The following is a 19,294-nucleotide window of genomic DNA, read 5'->3' as shown; positions in this document are numbered from 1 at the left end:
CGCCGGCCCACAGCCTCGCCCAGCCGCCTGCTGGCGACGCTCACGGCAAAGTACAGCGGCCGTCGGTCGGCCAGGGCCTGGACGCGTCCGATCCACACGGTCCCGATCTTTCACAAAAAGCGGTGGCCGTACTTACCGGGCCCAGAACGGCTAGTTCGGGCGAGGTCGTCGCGATCGCCTTTCGCGGGCGGCCGGCCACGCGCTCCTTCGGCAGTGCCACATACGGCCTCAGTACCGGCAACGTCGTTTATCCGTTGGCAGATGGCAGCCTCTTGGTGCTGACACGGTCGGTTGATCTTGATCGCAACGGCAAAGCCTACGGCGGCAAACTCGAGCCCGATCAGGCCGTGGCGACGCTCCCCGATACCGGCACCGACAGCGTGATGGATGCGGCCGCGGCCTGGCTGACCGGGTTGCCGAGCTGTCGTCACTAAGCGCCGTGGGCACTTTTCCGAAGAATCACACTCACCCCGCCGCCAGCGGCAGCGCCATCACCACGCGCAGGCCGCCGTCCTTGCGGTTGCGCAGTTCCACCGTGCCGCCGTGATCGAAGACGATCGCGCGCACCGTGGCCAGGCCCAGGCCGATGCCACCGGTGCCGCGGTTGCGTGAGGCTTCCATGCGGAAAAACGGTTCGAACACCTGCCGCTGCAACGCATCGGGAATGCCCGGGCCATCGTCGTCGATCTCCAGCACGCATTCGTGCTCGACCGTGCGCGGATACATGCGCACGCGCTCGCCGTACTTCAGTCCATTCTCGACCAGGTTCACCACCGCGCGGCGCAGCGCCACCGGGTCGCCTTCCAGCGTAATCGCCGGCCCGGGCTGCACGATCACGTCGTGGCCGACATCGACCAGGTCGTCGGCCACGCTCTCCACCAGCAGGCGAAAATCCAGCCGCTGCTTGTGCAGGCCCAGCGAGCGATCGTGGATGAAATCCAGCGCTGCAGAAATCATGGTTTTCATTTCCTGGATATCGGCTTCGACCTTTTCACCGAGCGGACTGGGCAGGCCGTCCAGCCGAAACGACAGGCGCGCCAGCGGCGTGCGCAGGTCGTGCGCGATCGCGCCGATCATGTGCGTGCGTTCCTGCATCATGCGATTGATGCGCGCCTGCATCGCGTTGAACGAGTCGACCGCGCGCAGCATTTCGCGCGGGCCGTTGCGCGGCACCGGCGGCGCATTGGTATCGCTGCCGAGCCGCTCGGCGGCGTCGGCGAATTGGCGGATCGGCGCGGCCAGCGTTCGCGCAAACAGCCAGGCGATCGGCAGCAGCACCAGCAGGCCGAGGCCGAACAGCCACAGCAGCTCCTGTTGAAACACGCTGGGAAACGTTTCCGGCGCCTTGGACGCGATGCGCCACAGGCCGTCGGTTTGCCGTATGCCGATGACAAAGCCGCCCTTGATCGCCGCGTCCAGCGGGCTGCTGCCGGCCATCGTATCCATCGTCGTGTCGACGATATAAACGCGCAGCGCATCGCTGGAGACATTCATCATCGACGACAGTCGCTTTGTCATCTTCGACGATGCCCGCGCGTCGTAGCCGCTGAATCCCTTCGGCGCCTGTGCGGAAACGCTGATATCCACATCGACGGGAGGCGGCATGAAACGCGGCATGCCCGGTTCGGGCCCCGAGTGGGGTTCCGGCCCCGAGCCCGGCGTGGGGCCGTTGCTTGGTGCCGGTCCCGTTCCGGGCGGGCCAAACGGCCCGATCGGCTGCTGGTCCAAGCGCAATGCCGACACCAGTTCGATCACGCGCACACCGCTATTTTGTCCCGGCGGCTGCAGCACCAGCACGGCAAAACCGATCGCCGCGGAAATCACCAAGGCGCAAAGCATCAAAAGAAACGTGCGCGCGAAGATGGAAAGCCGCGGCAGGCGGGTCACAGTCGAAAGACCTTGGGAACCAGCATGTAACCCTCGTTGCGAACGGTGCGAATCAGTTCGACCTGCGAGCGGTCATTTAGTTTGCGGCGCAGCCGACTTATCTGCGTATCGATGGCGCGATCGAATACTTCGGCGCGCCGTCCATGCACCAGGTCGAGCAGCTGATCGCGGCTGAGAATGCGCTGCGGATGCTCGACAAAGCTGCGCAGCAGCGCGAATTCGCCGTCGGACAGATTGATGAAGATGCCGGTCGGATCGCGCAGGTCGCGCCGCATCACGTCCAGCCGCCAGCCGTCGAACTGGTAGGGGCGTGCGTCTTCCGTCACCACCGGTTCGCTGCTGTGGGTTCGCCGCAGTACCGCGCGCACGCGCGCCAGCAGTTCGCGCGGGTTGCACGGTTTGGCCAGGTAATCGTCGGCGCCCATCTCCAGACCGATGATGCGGTCGGTATCGCCGCTGAGCGCGCTGAGCATGATCACCGGCGGGCCCTGTTCATGCGCGAGGCGCCGCGCGGCGCTCAGGCCATCCTCGCCCGGCATCATCACGTCCAGCACCACCAGGTCCGGCCGCTCGCGTGCGATCGCCGCGTACATCTGCGTCGTATTGCCGGCACCCTCCGCGCGATAGCCGTGCTCGCGCAGAAAGCCGGTCATCAGGCCGCACAGTTCGGGGTCGTCGTCGACGACAAGAATCAGGGAAGGTTGGTCCATTACCAGGCAGTCGGCGTGTCGGCGCAGTGGGTCTTGAATACCAGATCAGTGTACGGGGCATATGTCGACCCGGCAAAACGCCGACACAAACCTGACACACGCGGACAACCGCACGGCAACTGCGCGTCGTAAGTTCACGCCAGAGGACCTCGCCGCCAACGGGCGAGCGCGCCTCTGCCATTCCTGGCCTGGACGCCTCGACCCGCCGGATTGCTCACGCCGGTCCATCCACTGCCATGCAGGTTCTCCCATGAAAATACCCACGCTTATGCCGTCGATGTTTTTTGTCGCCATTCTGGGACTGGCGGCCGTCGTCTGCGCGCAAACGCCACCGCTGCCCGATGCGTGCCCGTGCGGGCGCAGCCGCAATCCCCTGTTCGATGCCGCGCTCAAGGCCTGCGAAAGCCAGCTCGGCGGCTCGCCGCAGCATCCGGTCGCTTTTGCGTTGATGGCCAAGTGCATGGACGCGAAAGGCTTCAAACGTCCGCCCGGCCTGCCGCCGGGGCCGCCGCCGGGTCTCGACAATCCGCCACCACCGCCGGCGTCCGGCTCGTGAGCGCGGCGATGAGTGCCGTGCTTCTGAATCACCACACGAACGCGAACGCCAATCGGCGCGCGGCCGAGCATTTCTGGATGCAGCTGCGGCAGACGCGGCCGGCGGAAGGCAGCGCCAGCACGGTGCTCGACGGCTACGCCGGCGAGCGGCTGCGCATGGCCACCTTTCGGCACGCACCGCACGTGCTCACCGGCGACAGCATCGCGCTGCCGCACCGTCGTTCGACCCTGCTCAGCCTGCAGTTGGAAGGCCAGTCGTCGATCGAGCAGCTGGGGCGCCGCCATACCATCACCGCCGGCGATTTCTGCCTGCTGGACCTGTCGCGCTCGTTTCGACTGGAAACGGGCCGGTCCACGGTGCAGACCATCTATCTGCCGATCGCCGTGCTGCACGAGGTGCTGCCGCAGATCGAGCGCAGCCCGGTCATCGTGCTGCAGGGCCGGGACAGTGCCGTGGGCTATTTGCGCGCGCTGTACGAAGAGATTTTTGCGCGCGCGGCGCAGCTCACCGAGCCGGTGGCCGGCTGCCTGCTCGATGCGATACCGCACATGCTGGCCGCGGCATTGCAAAGCAGTCAGTCGTGCGACAACGCCTCGCCCACGCAGTTGCGCAGCTACCACAAGCAGCTGGTGCGGCGCTTCGTGCTGGACAACCTGGGCGACCCCGCGCTGTGTGCCGATCACATCGGCCGGGGCGTGGGCCTTTCCACCGCGTATCTGTTCGAGCTGTTTGCCGAAGAGCAGGTCACCCTGATGCGCTGGGTGCGTAGCGAACGGCTGCTGCGCTGCGCACGCGAGCTCGAAGATCCCACACTGCGCCGCAAGAGCATCGCCCGCATCGCCTACGGCTGGGGCTTCAGCGACATGGCGCACTTCAGTCGCTGTTTTCGTCGGGCATTCGGCGCCTCGCCGCGCGAATATCGCCAAAGCGCGATATTCGGTCCGCCGAGGCATGGGGCAACGGACGTCTAGACGTCCAAGAAACGATCAAGTGTCGGCCTAGTTTTGGCCACTCTTTCACACCGATGTAACGTTAAATTGAAGTTGCGTCGATACCGCTAGCAAGCCGGGGAAGTGTCGCTTCTCCTTTGATAGATCGTCGCTGGGACACCTTTTTTCTCTCTCTTTCCCTCACTGCCCCAGGCAGGTCGCGGGAGCGCCGCATCGTCCGCGGCGCGGCGATGTCCTGCTGCCCACCCACTATCGAGGAGTTCTTCGCTGTGCTTAAACATAGATTGCAAACGATGCATCTGAGCCGACTCAGTCTGGCGCTGGCCCTGGCCGTCGGCAGCACCGGCGCGATGGCGCAGTCCACCACCGGCAGCATTTTCGGCCAGGCCCCGGTCGCCACGGGCGAGTCGGTGCAGGTCAAAGGCTCCACCGGTATCAGCCGCGAGGTGCCGGTCGATGCGAACGGCCGTTACGCCATCGGTTCGCTGCCCCTGGGCAGCTATACGGTGTCGTTGGTGAAAGACGGCGCCGTGATCGACTCGCGCACCGACGTGAGCCTGCAGGTCGGTTCGGGTACCGAAGTGTCGTTCGCCACCGTGGCGGCCAAGAGCCTGGGCACAGTCAGCGTGTCGGCCAATGCGCTGCCACCCATCGACGTCACCAGCGTGGATGCGCGCACCGTGATCACCGCGCAGGAGCTCGCCAAACTGCCGCTGGCGCGCAGCGCCGAAGCCATCGCTCTGTTGGCGCCCGGCGTGGTGCCCGGCTACAGCGGTTTCACCGGCGCCACCACGGGCGGTTCGCTGGTCTCCTTCGCCGGCTCGTCGGTCACCGAGAACGCGTATTACCTCAACGGGTTCAACACCACCGATCCGCTCAGCGGCTTTTCCGGCATCAGCCTGCCGTACGGCGCCATCGATCAGGAAGAAATTCTCAGCGGCGGCTACGGCGCGGCGTTCGGTCGCTCCGACGGCGGCGTGATCAGCCAGAACGGCAAGCGCGGCACCAACGACTGGCACTTCGGTGCCCAGGTGCAGTGGACGCCGGCCTTCGCCAACGAAACCACGCCCGACACCTACTACGTCACCGGCGCCAAAGACGGCCAGATCTACCGCCGCAATTCGGACGACAAGTCGTGGCTGGCCACCGAGAGCGCGTACATCGGCGGCCCGCTGATCAAGGACAAACTGTTCTTCTTCGCCGCGGTCGAAGGGCAGAAACAGTCGGGCAACAGCATCGGCAGCACCACCGCGTCGTACAACACGAATTACGAATACCACAACCCGAAGTGGTACACGAAAATCGACTGGAACATCAACGACAGCAACATCCTCGAGCTCACCGGCGCGTCGACCACGCACTCGTACCAGGGCAACGAGTACACCTACGACTACGCCACCGGCAAAACCGGTGCGCTGAACAGCTACGACACCTCGATCAAGAACAACGCCCAGGTCTACATCGCCAAGTACACCAGCTACATCACCGACGATCTGACGCTGACCGCGCTCTACGGCAAGCAGAAGATGACGTACTACAACGAGACGCCCGGGTCATCCAGCGACCTCACCTATATCGGCAGCTCGGAAAACGAAAACCCGGACATCACCGGCGGCAGCGCCATCACCAACGCGCAGACCGTCTCCTCGCAGGACAACCCCAACCACACCGCCACTACCAACAACCTGCGCCTCGATCTGGCGTACAAGTTGGGCAACCACACCATCACCGCGGGTATCGACAACCTCAACTCGCACGACATCGACGACGGCACCACCTCGACCCAGTGGATATACGGCTACGGCGACCCCAACACCGCCATCAGCGACAGCCCTTACGTTGCCGCGCCGTCGACCGGCGCCGGTGGCGAGACGGGTTACTACGTGTCCAAGTACATCTACAACACGTCGGCCTCGGTACGCGTCAAGCAGCGCGCGCAGTATGTGGAAGACAGCTGGCAGGTCGACGATCGCTGGCTGCTCAAGCTCGGCCTGCGCAACGACCAGTTCACCAACTACAACCCGAACGGCGAAGCGTTTCTGCGCGTGACCAAGCCGCAGTGGGCGCCGCGCCTGGGCTTCGCCTGGGACGTCAACGGCGACTCCTCGCTCAAGGTCTACGGCAACGCGGGCCGCTACTACCTGGCCATGCCGGCCTCCGTGGCGCTGCGTGCGGCCGCGGGCTCGACGTACACGAACGAGTACTACACCTACACCGGCATCGACGCCAACGGCTACCCGACCGGACTCACGCAGCTGGCCTCGTCCACCGGCGGCGCGGTATCGGCCAATAACGAGTACGGCCAGTCGCCGGACGCCAAGACTGTGGCCTCGGCCAACATCAAGTCCGAGTACCAGGACGAATTTCTGCTCGGCTTTGCGCAGCAGATCGATCCGAACTACGTCTGGGGCATGAAGGCGCAGGTGCGCAAGCTGCGCAATATCCTCGACGACATCTGCGATACCGACACCATCCTCGCCAAGGCCGAGTCGCTGGGCTACAGCATCGACACCAGCGCCATGAACGGCTGCTATTTGTCCAACCCGGGCCGCAGCAATACCTACGTGCTGAAAAACACCGCCGGCGGCTACAACGACGTGACCGTATCCGCCGCCGAGTTCGGCGATCCGCAGGCCAAGCGCAGCTACTACGGCCTGGAAACCTTCCTCGAGCATCCGTTCGACGGCAAGTGGCAGGCCAAGATCGACTACGTCTTTTCGCGCAGCTACGGCGACACCGAGGGTCAGGTGCGTTCGGATATCGGCCAGTCCGACGTGTCCGCCACGGTCGACTGGGATTACGGCCAGGTGATGGAAAACTCCAACGGCACGCTGTCCAACGATCGCAAGCACCAGCTCAAGCTCTACGGCTCCTACCAGATCGCGCCGGAGTGGATGATCTCGGGCAACGTCTTCATCGCCTCCGGCACGCCCAAGAGCTGCTTGGGCTATTACGGTGCGGATCAGACCAATCCCATCGGCTACGGCAGCTACTACCACTACTGCGCGGGCGTCGCGTCGCCGCCGGGCGCGGCAGGCCGGCAGCCGTGGCAGCACATCTACTCGCTGTCCGCCGAATACCGCCCGATGTGGGCCGGCCAGAAACTGGGCTTCAACGTGATGGTCTACAACCTGCTCAACGAGTCCGTGCCCACCTCCACCTATGCCATCTACGGCAGCTCGACCGCGCTCAATACCAACTACGACCGGGTCCTGTACTGGAGCACGCCGCGCTACGTGCGCTTCGGGGTGAACTACGACTTCTGATCGCGGTGTGGTCGAAAAGCGTCGCCTACTAACAATAAGCGCCTGAGCGTTCCCCTCCGCTCGTTTCAAGGTGCAACGTGTCGACCCGATGAGGTCACGGCTCCCCAAGCCGTGGCCTCTTTTTTTGCGCGCGCCGGGGCAGGGCGCGCGCTCATGCACCGCCCCGGCCAGCCGCCGCCACGCCCTCGCGGCTGACCTATACTCCGGTGATTCCTCCACCTGAGCCCGTGGCCATGACCGCACCGACCCGTATCGACACCACCCGCACCGTTCGCGCGCCGCGCGGCACTGAGCTGAGCTGCAAGAGCTGGCTCAGCGAGGCGCCGTTTCGCATGCTGCAGAACAACCTCGATCCGGAGGTGGCCGAGAACCCGGCCGAGCTGGTGGTGTACGGCGGCATCGGCCGGGCGGCGCGCAACTGGGAGTGCTTCGACGCCATCCTCAAGTCGCTGCGCGAGTTGAACGACGACGAGACCCTGCTGGTGCAGTCGGGCAAGCCGGTCGGCGTGTTTCGCACGCATAGCGATGCGCCGCGCGTGCTGATCGCCAACTCCAACCTGGTGCCGGCGTGGGCCAACTGGGAGCACTTCAACGAGCTCGATCGCAAGGGCCTGATGATGTACGGCCAGATGACCGCCGGCAGCTGGATCTACATCGGCTCGCAGGGCATTATCCAGGGCACCTACGAAACCTTCGTCGAAATGGGCCGCCAGCATTACGGCGGCAACTTGAAAGGGCGCTGGATACTCACCGCCGGGCTCGGCGGCATGGGCGCGGCGCAGCCGCTGGCCGCTTCGCTCGCCGGCGCGTGCAGCCTCAATATCGAATGCCAACAGAGCCGCATCGATTTCCGCCTCAAGACGCGCTACGTCGACGAGCAGGCCAGCGACCTGGACGACGCGCTGGCGCGCATCAAAACATACACCGAGGCCGGCGAAGCCAAATCCATCGCGCTGCTCGGCAACGCCGCCGACATCCTGCCCGAGCTGATCAAGCGCGGCGTGCGCCCCGATGCCGTCACCGACCAGACCAGCGCGCACGATCCGGTCAACGGCTACCTGCCGCAGGGCTGGACGGTGGAGCAGTGGCTGGAGCGCCGCAAGGCCGACCCCGAAGGCACGCGCGACGCGGCCAAGCAGTCCATGCGCACCCACGTCGAAGCCATGCTCGCCTTTCACGCGCAGGGCATCCCCACCTTCGACTACGGCAACAACATCCGCCAGATGGCCAAGGACATCGGCTGCGACAACGCCTTCGCCTTCCCCGGTTTCGTGCCCGCTTATGTGCGCCCGCTGTTCTGCCGCGGTATCGGCCCGTTCCGCTGGGTCGCGCTCAGCGGCGACCCCGAAGACATCTACAAGACCGACGCCAAGGTCAAGGAACTCATCCCCGACGACAAGGCCTTGCACAACTGGCTCGACATGGCCAAAGAGCGCATCAGCTTTCAGGGGTTGCCCGCACGCATCTGCTGGGTCGGGTTAGGGCTGCGGGATAAGCTTGGGTTGGCGTTTAACGAGATGGTGCGCAACGGGGAGCTGAAGGCGCCGGTAGTTATTGGCCGCGATCATCTGGACTCGGGGTCGGTGGCTTCACCGAACCGCGAGACCGAGGCGATGAAGGATGGCAGCGATGCCGTGTCCGACTGGCCGCTGCTCAATGCGATGTTGAATGTTGCAGGTGGCGCGACGTGGGTGTCGTTGCATCATGGCGGTGGGGTGGGAATGGGGTATTCGCAGCACAGCGGCATTGTCATCGTGTGCGATGGGACGGCCGAGGCGGACAAGCGGATTGCGCGGGTGCTGTGGAACGATCCGGGCACCGGCGTGATGCGGCATGCGGATGCGGGGTATGAGGAGGCGATCGAATGTGCAAGGGAGCAGGGGTTGAGGTTGCCGATGGCTTGATATGGTGGGGGATAGCCTCTTTCGTTTTCCCGCACCGCTCTATTACGTAAGCAGGTCGATGAACATGCCCCGCTCCAAAAAGCCAGCCCGCATCCTCGATGGCGTCTCAACGCCCGCCCTTGCCGCCAGCGCCTTCCAAGCAGTGGAAGACACATTCGGGGTGATTTGGCTGTCACAGCCAAACGGTAATGCACGCCTGCAAAAAATCTGGCGGCGCTTTGATCATCTGGCCAATCTGGAGTTGTACACATTGGGTGCGGCCATCCTGTTGCTGCGTGAGGATGGTCACGATGCCTGGCTCAAGGACAAGGTTCGAACCATTCGCAAGTCACCCACGAGCCACGGACTGGTCACCGAGATCATCGTTTACCCCACTGTCGGCCTTGGCTCCCAGCGGCTAATCCCGGCGCCACCAAAAACACCGGCCTACGATTTCAGCGCATCTTCGTCGGAGGGCGATATCTACTACCTTTCGGTCAAGAATCATGACATCACCGACGAAGCGAAGGCCTTCGCACGTCAGTCGGCGCATTTACGCAAGCTGTGGCGCGAGCGGTTGGCCCGCGAACGCAAGAATCTTGCCCTGTATCTTTGGTCAGATCTGCCGATGTCGCCAGATGATTTCGAGCTGGCGCTCCTGCACATCAAGAGTGAACGCAGCACGGTCGTCGGCGAGCCAATCTCTCTGAAGCCGTCCTTGTACTTGAAGGTGGCGTCCCTCACCGACCCTGTAACACTAGCGCCGACTGAGACCTCGGATACCGTTTCGGTAGTCGCACCCGCTTCACCGCGGGAACAGGATCGGTTCCAGAGAAACCTGCGCGCGGCAGCTGATAAGTTCCGTCCACTGGGTCGCAGTGCGGGAATATGGAACCTCTTATTTATGCGCGTCCATGTTTTGGCGGATATCGATTATCTCAGGACGCTAGCAGAGCAGACCCTCTCCCGTTCGGATGCGCTGGTGGATGGCATCATCTTCCATCAGCCGGCATACGTCCGAGACAGCGCGAACGCGTCGCTCCTAAATCACGCTTTTCGAGTCGTCTTCAGTCCTGGCTACATAACATCGAGAAAGCCCGCAATCCCGTTTCGGTTCACACCACCGGTTGGTAGCTGTTCCTTCTCTGCCGCAACCATTGAAGTCACGGCGGACGGCGCGCATGCCTGCACGTTGCCGCCGAATACGTATATCTTCCAGCAAGGCGATATCTTCCGTGCGTACCCACAGTCGAGCTGGAACTCCCCCATGTCACTGGCATCTCCGGCAAGCGGCATCCGTGAGCATATCGTCCTTCCCGGTTTGACCATCAGCGCAAAGAACCCGTCAACCTCCGATGACCTGCTGGTGGTGTGACGAGACGGCCGTATACTCAACGTCGGGTGGTACAAACCATCGGTTACGTGCGGACCGCTCCGAAAATGGGCGAAATTGGGGACGACGTAATTAATTTGGGTTCATTTCCTCCGCTCCCTTTTTGGATGCGGACGCAGCCTATGGCCAGGCGATCAAGTGCGCGAAGGAGCAGGGGTTGAAGTTGCCGATGGTCTGAGCCACGCTCGACCATAGAACGGACACGCGGTTACGCTGCGGGGTGGGTGTAACTAAGATGATATCGGAGCATCAAACACAGGGGAGAGCACATGAGGACCATGGCGTGGCTTGCAGCGGGAATGCTGTCTATCGGGTCGTTCACGGGGGGTGGTTTGGTATTGGCGCAGTCGTCGCCATGGCGGCCGGCGTCGTCGGATCAACTGAATAAATACGCTCAAACTCACGGTTCGCTGAAACAGATCGCGCCAATCTTCAGCCAGCTGGTGCTTATCAGCCCGCCGAGCAATTTTCGGCCGGTATTCGAACACCTCGACGACGGCGGCCAGTCCTACATCCATGAGTCAGTGCCCGGGGGCGAAAGCACGGCGCAGTGGACGCAGATGATCACCGTCACCGGTGCCAAGGGCCTAGCCTCCCGGCTCAACATCACGCCGCAGTTTCTGGCGGCCGATCTGGCCAAGCGCTTCCACTCAGCCTGTCCTACATCCTTTAGCGACCTCAATCTAGGCGAGGTCCAGCTCGGCGGCGCCAACGGCTACGCCATGGTAGCGAGCTGCGGATCTGTCACGGCCGACGGTTCCATGCACAGCGAGTCCACGCTGATTTTAGAAATCAGAGGAAGCAACGACGATTACAGCGTGCAGTGGGCGGTACGCAGCCCGGCCTCGGCGCAGCCTATCGCGTTGGACGAGGCGGCCTGGCGAGCGCGGTTGCAACACCTGCAGCCCATCAAGCTGTGTCCGATTGTTCCTGGGGAGCGGATGCCTTATCCGAGTTGTGCTGGGTAGGCGGGCGAAGCGGCGCGGGTTAGCCTGCATCACGGCGTTATCGGTATAGGCTAATCGCAGCACAGCGGCATCGTCTGCGATGGCACGCAAGAAGCCGACAAGCGCATTGCGCGCGTGTTGTGGAACGATTCGGGTACAGCGTGATGCGGCAAGCGGACGCGGGGTATGAAGACGCTATCGAGTTTGCGAAGGAGCAGGGGCTGAAGTTGCTGATGTTTTGATTAGGAAACTCCTAGTGGAGGTCATCAGGAATGTGAGTGACTGTTTATGCCTCAAGAGTCAATCCGCAAATTTGTGTGACTTCTAAATATCTATGGAGGGGGAGCGATGAAGTATAGGGAAAGTCAAATAGACAAGGATTTAAGATCTTGGTTCATGAATGACTTATCAAAGGCGCTGCTCAGAAGTATTAAGCTTACTAAGGGTGCTCTTAGGGGAATAAATTCACTATCGCTTAGTTTTGACTATCCAATAGTGGCGTTCTCAGGTGTAAATGGTGCTGGAAAATCTACCATTCTTGCAATGGCATGCTGTGCTTTCCATAATAAATTAGATGGATATAAACTTCCAAAAAGAAAGAATAGTTACTACACTTTTTCTGATTTCTTTATTCAGCACACAAACGAAGTTACGCCTCAAGGCATAGAGATATTTTATTCAATCGCGCATGATGGTTGGAAAGAATCCAAAAATTTGCCAAACGGAAAAGGTATTGGATTTCAGGCAAGACGAAAGAAGAAAGGCGGAAAATGGAATGATTATGACGAAAGGATAGATAGAAATGTTGTCTTTCTTGGCATTGAAAGAATTGTTCCTCATATCGAAAGAAGTCAGTCGAAGTCGTACTCAAGGTCGTTTTCGGCTGTTCCTGCGAAAGGATGGGAGTCTAAGGTAAAAGATATCGTTGGATTTATATTAGGAAAACAATATGACAACTTCAGATACCTAGAGCATGCGAGATATAGCCTTCCTTTAGTCCAGTGTGGCACTGTGATTTACTCTGGATTTAACATGGGTGCCGGCGAAAATGCATTATTCGAAATATTTTCTACGTTATATTCCGCCGGAAAGGGTGCGCTTCTTGTCATGGATGAAATTGAGTTGGGTCTTCATGCCAAGGCTCAAAAGCTGTTTATGAAAAAGCTAAAAGAAGTTTGTAAGGAAATGAGTACTCAAGTTATTTGCACAACTCATTCGAAGGAAATATTTGAATGTTTGCCCGATGAGGCTCGATTTTTTGTTGAGGCTGTCGGAGGGAAGACAAAGATAACAGCGGGGATTTCTCCCGAGTTTGCGTTTAATAAGATGGGGGCTTCAGGGCAGAAAGAGCTAGACATATTTGTTGAAGATGATGTTGCAAAATCTGTCTTGCAGGCCATTTTGCCGGCTTCGATTAGATCGAGAACTGATATTACGATCATAGGTTCTTCGTCGGCGATTTCTAGGCAGTTGGCTGCGTTCCATGTGAGAGGCGCTGTTACGCAGATCCTAGCTGTTTATGATGGGGATCAGAGAGTGAACGAGGCGGCTAATTTAGACCACGCTAAAAAGATGGCTGAAAATCCAACGCCAACTTTTGCTAATTGGTTTTCTAGCAGTTCAACGTACCTTCCGGGTGATACTTGGCCAGAGGCCTGGATTTTGCAGAAATGCAAGGGCGTGCCAAATTTAATTGCGGAATCACTATTGATTGAAATTGACGAAGTGGCGGATGTTATCGAATACGGTCTGCAGGCCGGAAAACATAACGAGTTCCACGAAATAGCGATGCACGTCGGACTTACTAAAGATCAGTGCCTTCAAAAGCTATCCGAGGTCGTTAGTAAAGCATTCTCAAATGATTTTGATGATCTTCGAACTGTCATCGTCTCAAAATTGGAATGAAAATAATAACGAAAACGGGATCGGGTTCACTTATCCCTAGCGCAGAAGTGAACCTGACCCCGTTCGGTTGTGGAATTGCCTGCCAAAACCGTGCGCCTCCTGCTTCTGATTTCACTGGTACTGGATGAACATCAATGACTTCTTAACTCATATGCTGGGCGCACACTTAGAAGAACCCACGCGGGTACTGGGGATCCGCGGATACTTTTTTCTGCAACAAGGTTTACCTGCGTGTTTGGCAGGACCAGATCGAAAGGGGTATGACAGGCAAACGGGTCAAGATTGGCTACGCAAAAGGCAAGCATAGGTTGGCAGGCTTCGGTGAGAGCAATGCGCAAATTGCCTTGATCGAGAGTTAGGCTGAAGGGTTTGGGGTGGTTTGCGTGGCGGCCGATTCGGAGAGCACTGGCTTGAGAAAGACATTACAGGCTCAGGTTCACTTATCCCTAGTACGGAAGTGAACCTGAGCCTGTTAGTTTCGGGTCAGGTTGTAGTGGTCTAGCGCCCCCGTGGATGCGAAGTTCTTTCCAGATGTTTTCCATGCAGCAACGACGGATGGTGGACTATGCTGATGCCTGAAATGGAAAAACCACATATGACCCCGAATCTATTCGCCAGCGAGCTAGGGATGCAACTGCTCGCAGAAGTGTCCGCCGTGTCTTGGAATGTATCTGCCGTGAAGGCAATTGACCAATTCCGTACCGCAATAGGCATCCATGCAGGGCAGAAGAGATCTAGAAACGAGGATAGAGCTATCTTCGCACAGATCTCGTGCGCTTACGGAGATGTTTTAACTGTAGCTGCTGTATGTGACGGAGTCGGCGGATCTGAACGCGGCGATGAGGCGGCGACGATTGCGATAGTGAAATTAGTCGAGCAGCTTGGCCTTCTAAATGCTCGAACCCCACTCCCCGCATTGGTGACTAGGTTACTTCGCGATATGGACGAAGCGATACGACAGGCCTTGCGAGGGTCTGGCACCACAACAGCAAGCGTCATGCTGGCCTCTTCAGCAGGAGAGATAGCGGCAGCTAACGTCGGTGATAGCCGAATTTTCAGCTGGCGCCAGGGCTTTGGTTACGTCCAAGTCAGCGTTGATGACACTTTGGAAAATGAACTACGTGACTTAGAAATGAAAGATGTTGGAGTCTTAGATGCTAGAGGTCTCCGTGGCAGTCTTTCGCAGGCGTTGGGTGAGTCGGGAAGGAGTTCTCAGGACCTACGAATATCGGTGCTAGGTGAAAAACAATTTCCTGACGGCGGAGCGGTACTTGCAAGCGATGGATCTTGGAGAGGCTCGAAGAGTGGATTTAACGCGATCGCAAAGAACACAGGATCTCCCGCGGAACTAGTACGTCGGACTCTCGCGCTAGCATCGTGGTCCGGCGATCTCGACAACGCCTCTATCATTGCGATCCGGAATATTCACGAGTTAGGCAAGCTCAACAATTCCGTCCGAATCGAGACTTCCGCGCGCAATGTTATTTCTGCATGGATCTGTGACACCAAGGTCGTATTGCATCAGCGTTTGGATCAAAGTTCGAATTCGAAAGATAGAGTTCCCGACGTAGCGCCTGGAAAAAAAGGACCGAAGCGAGTTGCGCGAAGCCGAGCGGCAAAAGAAGACAATGAAAGGCAACTAAAGCTCACTCCAGTAGCAAGCGCGCCAAAAGGCAGAGTCAGAGCTGTCGTGAAAGGCTTGTCGGAAGATGATGGTCCATCTAAGGAATGACGATGCAACTACCGGACAGGTATAGGACCGACCTAGCCGCTCCTTCTATAGTCGGCGGATACGGAAGCGTCATCCCGGTCCACGATACCTACTTAGATCGTGCCGTTCTCTTCAAAACGATGCACGACCCTGCGAACAATTTGCAGCTGACCAACGAGATCCGTGGACTGTCGAAAGCCCGGTCTCGTCACGTCGTAGAGATATATGACATTGTTTGTGACGCAAATGGCCAAGTTTGCGGCGTAGTGATTGAGAAGTTGAACGGTCGCGATTACCGGCATTTTCACCTGGAAGCTCTCTCGGATCCACAGATGTACCTGCGGCTCATCTACCAGATCGCAACGGCTCTGCGGGATTTACACGAAGTAGGCATAGTCCATCGAGATATTAAACTCGAAAATATTCGCGAGTCGGGATCAGGAATATTAAAGCTTTTCGACTTTGGAATCTCTTGCGCAGGAACTGGATATCACACGCGCGAAAATCGAGGCTCCATTGTCTATGCAGCGCCGGAGCTATATCAACCTGGTGTAAAGATAAATTACAGCATGGACATTTACGCGTTGGGGATCTGTTGCTGGGCGCTTGCTGCCAATCAATTTCCCCAGGTGCTGCTGGAGCGGCCGCCACAGCAGTCTGGTTGCGCTCCATCTATTGATTCGATTTTTAAGGGGGCTTTTCCTGGCGAAATCGTTAAGTTAATTGATGACTGCTTAAGCCGTTCCCCGCAGAACAGACCATCAGCACAAGACATCAGCTCAAAGCTAGAAAGATATTTGCTCCGCAACCTTCACAGGGGAATATTTGTTCAGGGAAGAACCTCCATCTACGAACTCTCTTCGTCCAGTCCGCAAGTCAGCATCGCGATTCCACAGATGGGTGAAATTAAAGTCTTCTATGATGGACTTTATTTCCTAATAGGTTTCGTTACGGGTAACGTTTTCGTCAACAATGTTGTCGCACAGCCAGGTGCCACGTTACCTGAATCTTGTGTGCTCACGTTCGGAGCTATGACTGCTGGCTCAAGCAGAGAGTGGGTTACATTCCAGTCGTCCTACCCGGAGTTAGTGCTGTGAACAACCCTATGCTCAAAGACGGGACTCTTTTGGTTGGTCGCTATGCAATCAACGGGTATCTAAATGCGGGGGGCATGCAGGAAGTCTACGCATGCTTTGACAATGCACTTGATCGAGCGGTCGTTCTCAAAACTCCAAAAGGTGGAGTGAAAGATCGCCGGTTTCGACGCGGTGCTGAAATGGGTGCACGTATCAGTCACCATAACGTAGCCGCGACACTTGACTACTATGAAGATGAAAAATTAACGTTTCTGATCGAAGAGTATGTTGAAGGCCTCGATCTCGCGAAGCGTCTTCGGGATGAATTCGAATTTCTAGACCCGTGCTTAGCGGCGCACGTGATCCATAACATTGCGCGTGCACTAATGGAGGCTCACCGGGTTGGAATTTGTCATAGGGATCTGAAGCCAAGCAACATTATGACTTCGCGCGACGCAGGCATTACTTCGATCAAGCTTACTGATTTCGGCATTGCCAAACTTGCAGAACACCAGATTGCGGCTGAAATTGAAGAATTCGAGCAGGATGAATCAACACTCACCTCATCAAATACGTTGCTGGGTGCCGTTCCATATATGGCCCCAGAGTGCTGGGCAAATTGGAAGACAGCAGGACAGCCGATGGATGTATGGGCATTAGGGTGCATCGCTTACCAACTTGTAAGTGGGACTCCCCCCTTTGGCACCGGTCGAGCGGCTATTGCGGCGGTCGTGCGCGCAGAAAATCTCGGTCAAGCGAATCTTACAAAGCCGGCAATCTTTGGAGTGCATGCGTCGACGGGCCCGCTCGAAGATCAAATTTGGTCCCTTATTCAGTCCTGTATTCAAGTCGCTCCTGCAGCTCGACCGAGTGCGGCGGAAGTTGCGCGGATTTGCGGCGAGTGGTGCTACGCCTTTAGTGAAAGACGCCGAGGGACCATTACTAGTTACGGTGTTCGCTATTCAAGTGGCGCGGCTAGCCAGACCGGTTACATCAAGGACGACGTTCAGGCAGACTCTTGGTTTTACCATCGAAGCGAATACTTTGGGAATCAGAAGCCGGCTGTGGGACAGAGAGTGAATTTCAGCGTTCATGCGGGATATCCACATGCTCGTGCTGCACCTGTCCTCAACACCAAATAATTTGAGTGTTGGAGATATTTTTGATCCGTTGCGCTGTTTATACGCGGCGGTTGACACCGCCCAGCTGCAATAGCAGACTCCATCCCAAGGAGCCTAGAAACTCCCCCAGACAGCGGTACCCACCTCCGACAAACCGGTGGGTTTTTTGTGCCTACGCTTTTTGTAGGTGCAACCGACGCGATGCCTGCGTCGGGAGGGCGGCTAATACAACACCCGCAAGGGGAATACGCCCGCCGGCTGTCTGCGGTTTCTAGCCTCCCGACTTCCCGTCCGTCGTCATGCCGTGGACGGGCACTTGGATGGAATCAGGAGGCGGCCATGTCAACGTTCGATACGGATGATCGGGACACGATGGGTTATTTTCTGCCGGAGACCAGCCAGCGCCGGCTGCAGAAACTGCGCGACTACGCCGAGTTTCTCTCGCATATCGCGCAACCGCGCACGCCGGACGCCGAGCAGGAAGGCATTCCCAAGATCAATGCGGAGCAGGTAGCCATCTGCCTGGAATTTCTGGTGGAGCAGATGGGCCTGGTGCTGAGCGATCTCTCGTTTCCAGCCTACCGCGCCGAAAGCGACGCGGCGCCTGCCGCCGACGAAACGCCTTATGCCGCAGAGGCAACGCCCGACGACGTTGGCGAGCGCTACCGCTTCGGCATCACCCTCGACCAGGTCGACACCCTCAACCGCCTGATCGACATGATCACCGCCCACGGCGACGTCATCACCACCGCCCCCGCCACCGAACTCGCCGACCACACCCTGTCCCTGCTAGGCCAAGCCATCTTCACCGACGCCCGCGCCGTACGCGACCTCATCGACCAGATCGAATCCCAGCGCCTCACCCCACCACGCCATCCGCCCACCGGCGTAGGCGAAGCGCAGGCCGTCTACCGTATCGAGCGAGAAAGCTCTCGGGTTCACTGAGTAGGGAGCCGCACAAGGGTATCGGGGACAGTTCCGGCGCGGCCGCGGGAGTGTTCTGTTCAAATAAGCTCTGACATCCTTCTTCTAGTGACACCGCTTTACGAGTGAAAGTCAGCTCGGAGAGCGGTGAAAAAAGGAAAAAGCCCCTTATGCGACCTGAAATCCCAACTAATGAGGTCGACTGTTGGAGGCGCTTGACTGACCTGGATGAGCGAGGAGAGACGACCCTCGCAATCGAGTTATGCGAAACCGCCCCGTGCTCTTTAGATGTGCATTGCCAGCGATACCTTGGTTGGGTTTATGCCAGCCAAGGGAAGCTCGAAAAGTCTGTCGAGTGGTATTTAAAAGCGGCTATGCAGGGTGACTCGGAGGCGATCGAGGAATGCTGGCAATGCGTCCTCATGATCGACGCTAAGGGAGAAAAAGAAAAAGCCATCGAGCTGTGCAGTGCTGTGCCGTTGTCTGACTATTTGAACTGTCAGCGGTACCTTGCGAAGGCATGTTTTGCGCAAGGTGATGCGGAAGGCTTGCTCAGCTGGAGCCTGAAGATCGCGGCGCATGGCGGAGCGGATGATCTCTTCTATGTCGGCAACCTTTACCTGTCTGACGGTAAGCCGCATCTCGCTAGAGATTTTTTGAAGCGGGCAGCAATTGCAGGCAATGCCCGTGCGCATCAGCTTCTAGGCGAGATGTATGCCTTCGGCGTTGGCGGGGTTGAGGATAAAAAGGCAGCGATTAGTCACTATCAAGAGAGTGCAAAAAAAGGATATCTGTTAAGCCGTATACGGTTACTGCACCTCAAGCGCCGCGAGGGCAGCGTCATGGCGAACATCAACTTCCTCGGGCAACTTCCGTTACTTGCTCTAAAAGCCCTATGGATCAAATTACGCAATCCAAATGATCCGCGTGTTGCGGATATACCGGGGCGACGCAACGCAAAATAA

15 protein-coding genes and 1 pseudogene are annotated in these 19,294 nt (G+C 58.5%); 14 read left to right on the top strand and 2 right to left on the bottom strand.

Going from position 1 to position 19,294, the window contains the following annotated elements; genetic code table 11:
• The first annotated feature begins 122 nt into the window (after positions 1 to 122).
• A complete protein-coding gene (locus HDE76_RS20550) occupies positions 123 to 434 on the top strand; it encodes a S41 family peptidase (RefSeq protein WP_343205644.1) in 312 nt (103 codons plus the stop codon).
• 31 nt (positions 435 to 465) lie between these two features.
• Here the strand turns inward: HDE76_RS20550 and HDE76_RS04220 are convergent, their stop codons facing one another.
• Positions 466 to 1,887 carry an ATP-binding protein gene (locus HDE76_RS04220; RefSeq protein ID WP_343205643.1) on the bottom strand — a complete coding sequence of 474 codons (1,422 nt, stop codon included), beginning with the start codon at positions 1,885 to 1,887 and terminating at the stop codon, positions 466 to 468.
• Complete coding sequence (locus HDE76_RS04215) at positions 1,884 to 2,597, bottom strand: response regulator (protein ID WP_179477012.1); 714 nt, start codon at positions 2,595 to 2,597, stop codon at positions 1,884 to 1,886. The genes HDE76_RS04220 and HDE76_RS04215 overlap by 4 nt, the downstream gene beginning before the upstream one ends.
• Before the next feature lie 250 nt (positions 2,598 to 2,847).
• Here HDE76_RS04215 and HDE76_RS04210 point away from each other — a divergent pair, with 250 nt between their 5' ends.
• The 13 genes and pseudogenes from HDE76_RS04210 (at position 2,848) to HDE76_RS04155 (ending at position 19,294) form a co-directional block, all read left to right on the top strand.
• A complete protein-coding gene (locus HDE76_RS04210; RefSeq protein ID WP_184505584.1) occupies positions 2,848 to 3,153 on the top strand; it encodes a hypothetical protein in 306 nt (101 codons plus the stop codon).
• A gap of 8 nt (positions 3,154 to 3,161) precedes the next feature.
• Positions 3,162 to 4,124 carry a helix-turn-helix domain-containing protein gene (locus tag HDE76_RS04205; protein WP_184505582.1) on the top strand — a complete coding sequence of 321 codons (963 nt, stop codon included), beginning with the start codon at positions 3,162 to 3,164 and terminating at the stop codon, positions 4,122 to 4,124.
• 272 nt (positions 4,125 to 4,396) lie between these two features.
• Positions 4,397 to 7,369 carry a TonB-dependent receptor gene (locus HDE76_RS04200; RefSeq protein WP_184505580.1) on the top strand — a complete coding sequence of 991 codons (2,973 nt, stop codon included), beginning with the start codon at positions 4,397 to 4,399 and terminating at the stop codon, positions 7,367 to 7,369.
• A gap of 233 nt (positions 7,370 to 7,602) precedes the next feature.
• Complete coding sequence (gene hutU, locus HDE76_RS04195) at positions 7,603 to 9,273, top strand: urocanate hydratase (protein ID WP_184505578.1); 1,671 nt, start codon at positions 7,603 to 7,605, stop codon at positions 9,271 to 9,273.
• Positions 9,274 to 9,331: 58 nt separating this feature from the next.
• Positions 9,332 to 10,627, top strand: coding sequence for a hypothetical protein (locus HDE76_RS04190; RefSeq protein ID WP_184505576.1), 1,296 nt, complete (start codon positions 9,332 to 9,334; stop codon positions 10,625 to 10,627).
• A gap of 287 nt (positions 10,628 to 10,914) precedes the next feature.
• A complete protein-coding gene (locus HDE76_RS20930; protein ID WP_184505574.1) occupies positions 10,915 to 11,613 on the top strand; it encodes a hypothetical protein in 699 nt (232 codons plus the stop codon).
• Positions 11,523 to 11,834: pseudogene (locus tag HDE76_RS20715) on the top strand (urocanate hydratase); the annotation flags it as partial. The gene HDE76_RS20930 and the pseudogene HDE76_RS20715, both read left to right, overlap by 91 nt.
• 154 nt (positions 11,835 to 11,988) lie before the next feature.
• A complete protein-coding gene (locus HDE76_RS04180; RefSeq protein ID WP_255481405.1) occupies positions 11,989 to 13,497 on the top strand; it encodes an AAA family ATPase in 1,509 nt (502 codons plus the stop codon).
• Between the two features lie 565 nt (positions 13,498 to 14,062).
• Positions 14,063 to 15,229 (top strand): PP2C family serine/threonine-protein phosphatase, encoded by a 1,167-nt coding sequence (locus HDE76_RS04175; RefSeq protein ID WP_184505570.1) that lies wholly within the window; start codon positions 14,063 to 14,065, stop codon positions 15,227 to 15,229.
• Positions 15,230 to 15,231: 2 nt separating this feature from the next.
• Positions 15,232 to 16,305 (top strand): protein kinase family protein, encoded by a 1,074-nt coding sequence (locus HDE76_RS04170; RefSeq protein ID WP_184505568.1) that lies wholly within the window; start codon positions 15,232 to 15,234, stop codon positions 16,303 to 16,305.
• Positions 16,302 to 17,426 (top strand): serine/threonine-protein kinase, encoded by a 1,125-nt coding sequence (locus HDE76_RS04165; RefSeq protein ID WP_221262279.1) that lies wholly within the window; start codon positions 16,302 to 16,304, stop codon positions 17,424 to 17,426. Before HDE76_RS04170 ends, HDE76_RS04165 begins: the two co-directional genes overlap by 4 nt.
• Before the next feature lie 318 nt (positions 17,427 to 17,744).
• A complete protein-coding gene (locus tag HDE76_RS04160; RefSeq protein ID WP_184505566.1) occupies positions 17,745 to 18,350 on the top strand; it encodes a hypothetical protein in 606 nt (201 codons plus the stop codon).
• A 194-nt stretch (positions 18,351 to 18,544) separates the two neighbouring features.
• The gene (locus tag HDE76_RS04155; protein ID WP_184505564.1) at positions 18,545 to 19,294 is read left to right on the top strand and encodes a sel1 repeat family protein; all 750 of its coding nucleotides are present in this window, start codon (positions 18,545 to 18,547) and stop codon (positions 19,292 to 19,294) included.

The sequence above is a fragment of the Rhodanobacter sp. ANJX3 genome (genome assembly GCF_014200755.1).
In the GTDB taxonomy this organism is placed as follows: Bacteria; Pseudomonadota; Gammaproteobacteria; order Xanthomonadales; family Rhodanobacteraceae; genus Rhodanobacter.
This window is presented reverse-complemented; position numbering and strand designations above follow the sequence as displayed.

What these genes read in the sequence shown, in the direction of transcription:
- HDE76_RS04180 (WP_255481405.1), top strand. Translation starts at nt 11,989, where the DNA reads ATGAATGACTTATCAAAGGCGCTGCTCAGAAGTATTAAGCTTACTAAG.
- HDE76_RS04210 (WP_184505584.1), top strand. Translation starts at nt 2,848, where the DNA reads ATGAAAATACCCACGCTTATGCCGTCGATGTTTTTTGTCGCCATTCTG.
- HDE76_RS04160 (WP_184505566.1), top strand. Translation starts at nt 17,745, where the DNA reads ATGTCAACGTTCGATACGGATGATCGGGACACGATGGGTTATTTTCTG.
- hutU (WP_184505578.1), top strand. Translation starts at nt 7,603, where the DNA reads ATGACCGCACCGACCCGTATCGACACCACCCGCACCGTTCGCGCGCCG.
- HDE76_RS20930 (WP_184505574.1), top strand. Translation starts at nt 10,915, where the DNA reads ATGAGGACCATGGCGTGGCTTGCAGCGGGAATGCTGTCTATCGGGTCG.
- HDE76_RS04215 (WP_179477012.1), bottom strand. Translation starts at nt 2,597, where the DNA reads ATGGACCAACCTTCCCTGATTCTTGTCGTCGACGACGACCCCGAACTG.
- HDE76_RS04200 (WP_184505580.1), top strand. Translation starts at nt 4,397, where the DNA reads ATGCATCTGAGCCGACTCAGTCTGGCGCTGGCCCTGGCCGTCGGCAGC.
- HDE76_RS04170 (WP_184505568.1), top strand. Translation starts at nt 15,232, where the DNA reads ATGCAACTACCGGACAGGTATAGGACCGACCTAGCCGCTCCTTCTATA.
- HDE76_RS04190 (WP_184505576.1), top strand. Translation starts at nt 9,332, where the DNA reads ATGAACATGCCCCGCTCCAAAAAGCCAGCCCGCATCCTCGATGGCGTC.
- HDE76_RS04205 (WP_184505582.1), top strand. Translation starts at nt 3,162, where the DNA reads ATGAGTGCCGTGCTTCTGAATCACCACACGAACGCGAACGCCAATCGG.
- HDE76_RS04175 (WP_184505570.1), top strand. Translation starts at nt 14,063, where the DNA reads ATGCTGATGCCTGAAATGGAAAAACCACATATGACCCCGAATCTATTC.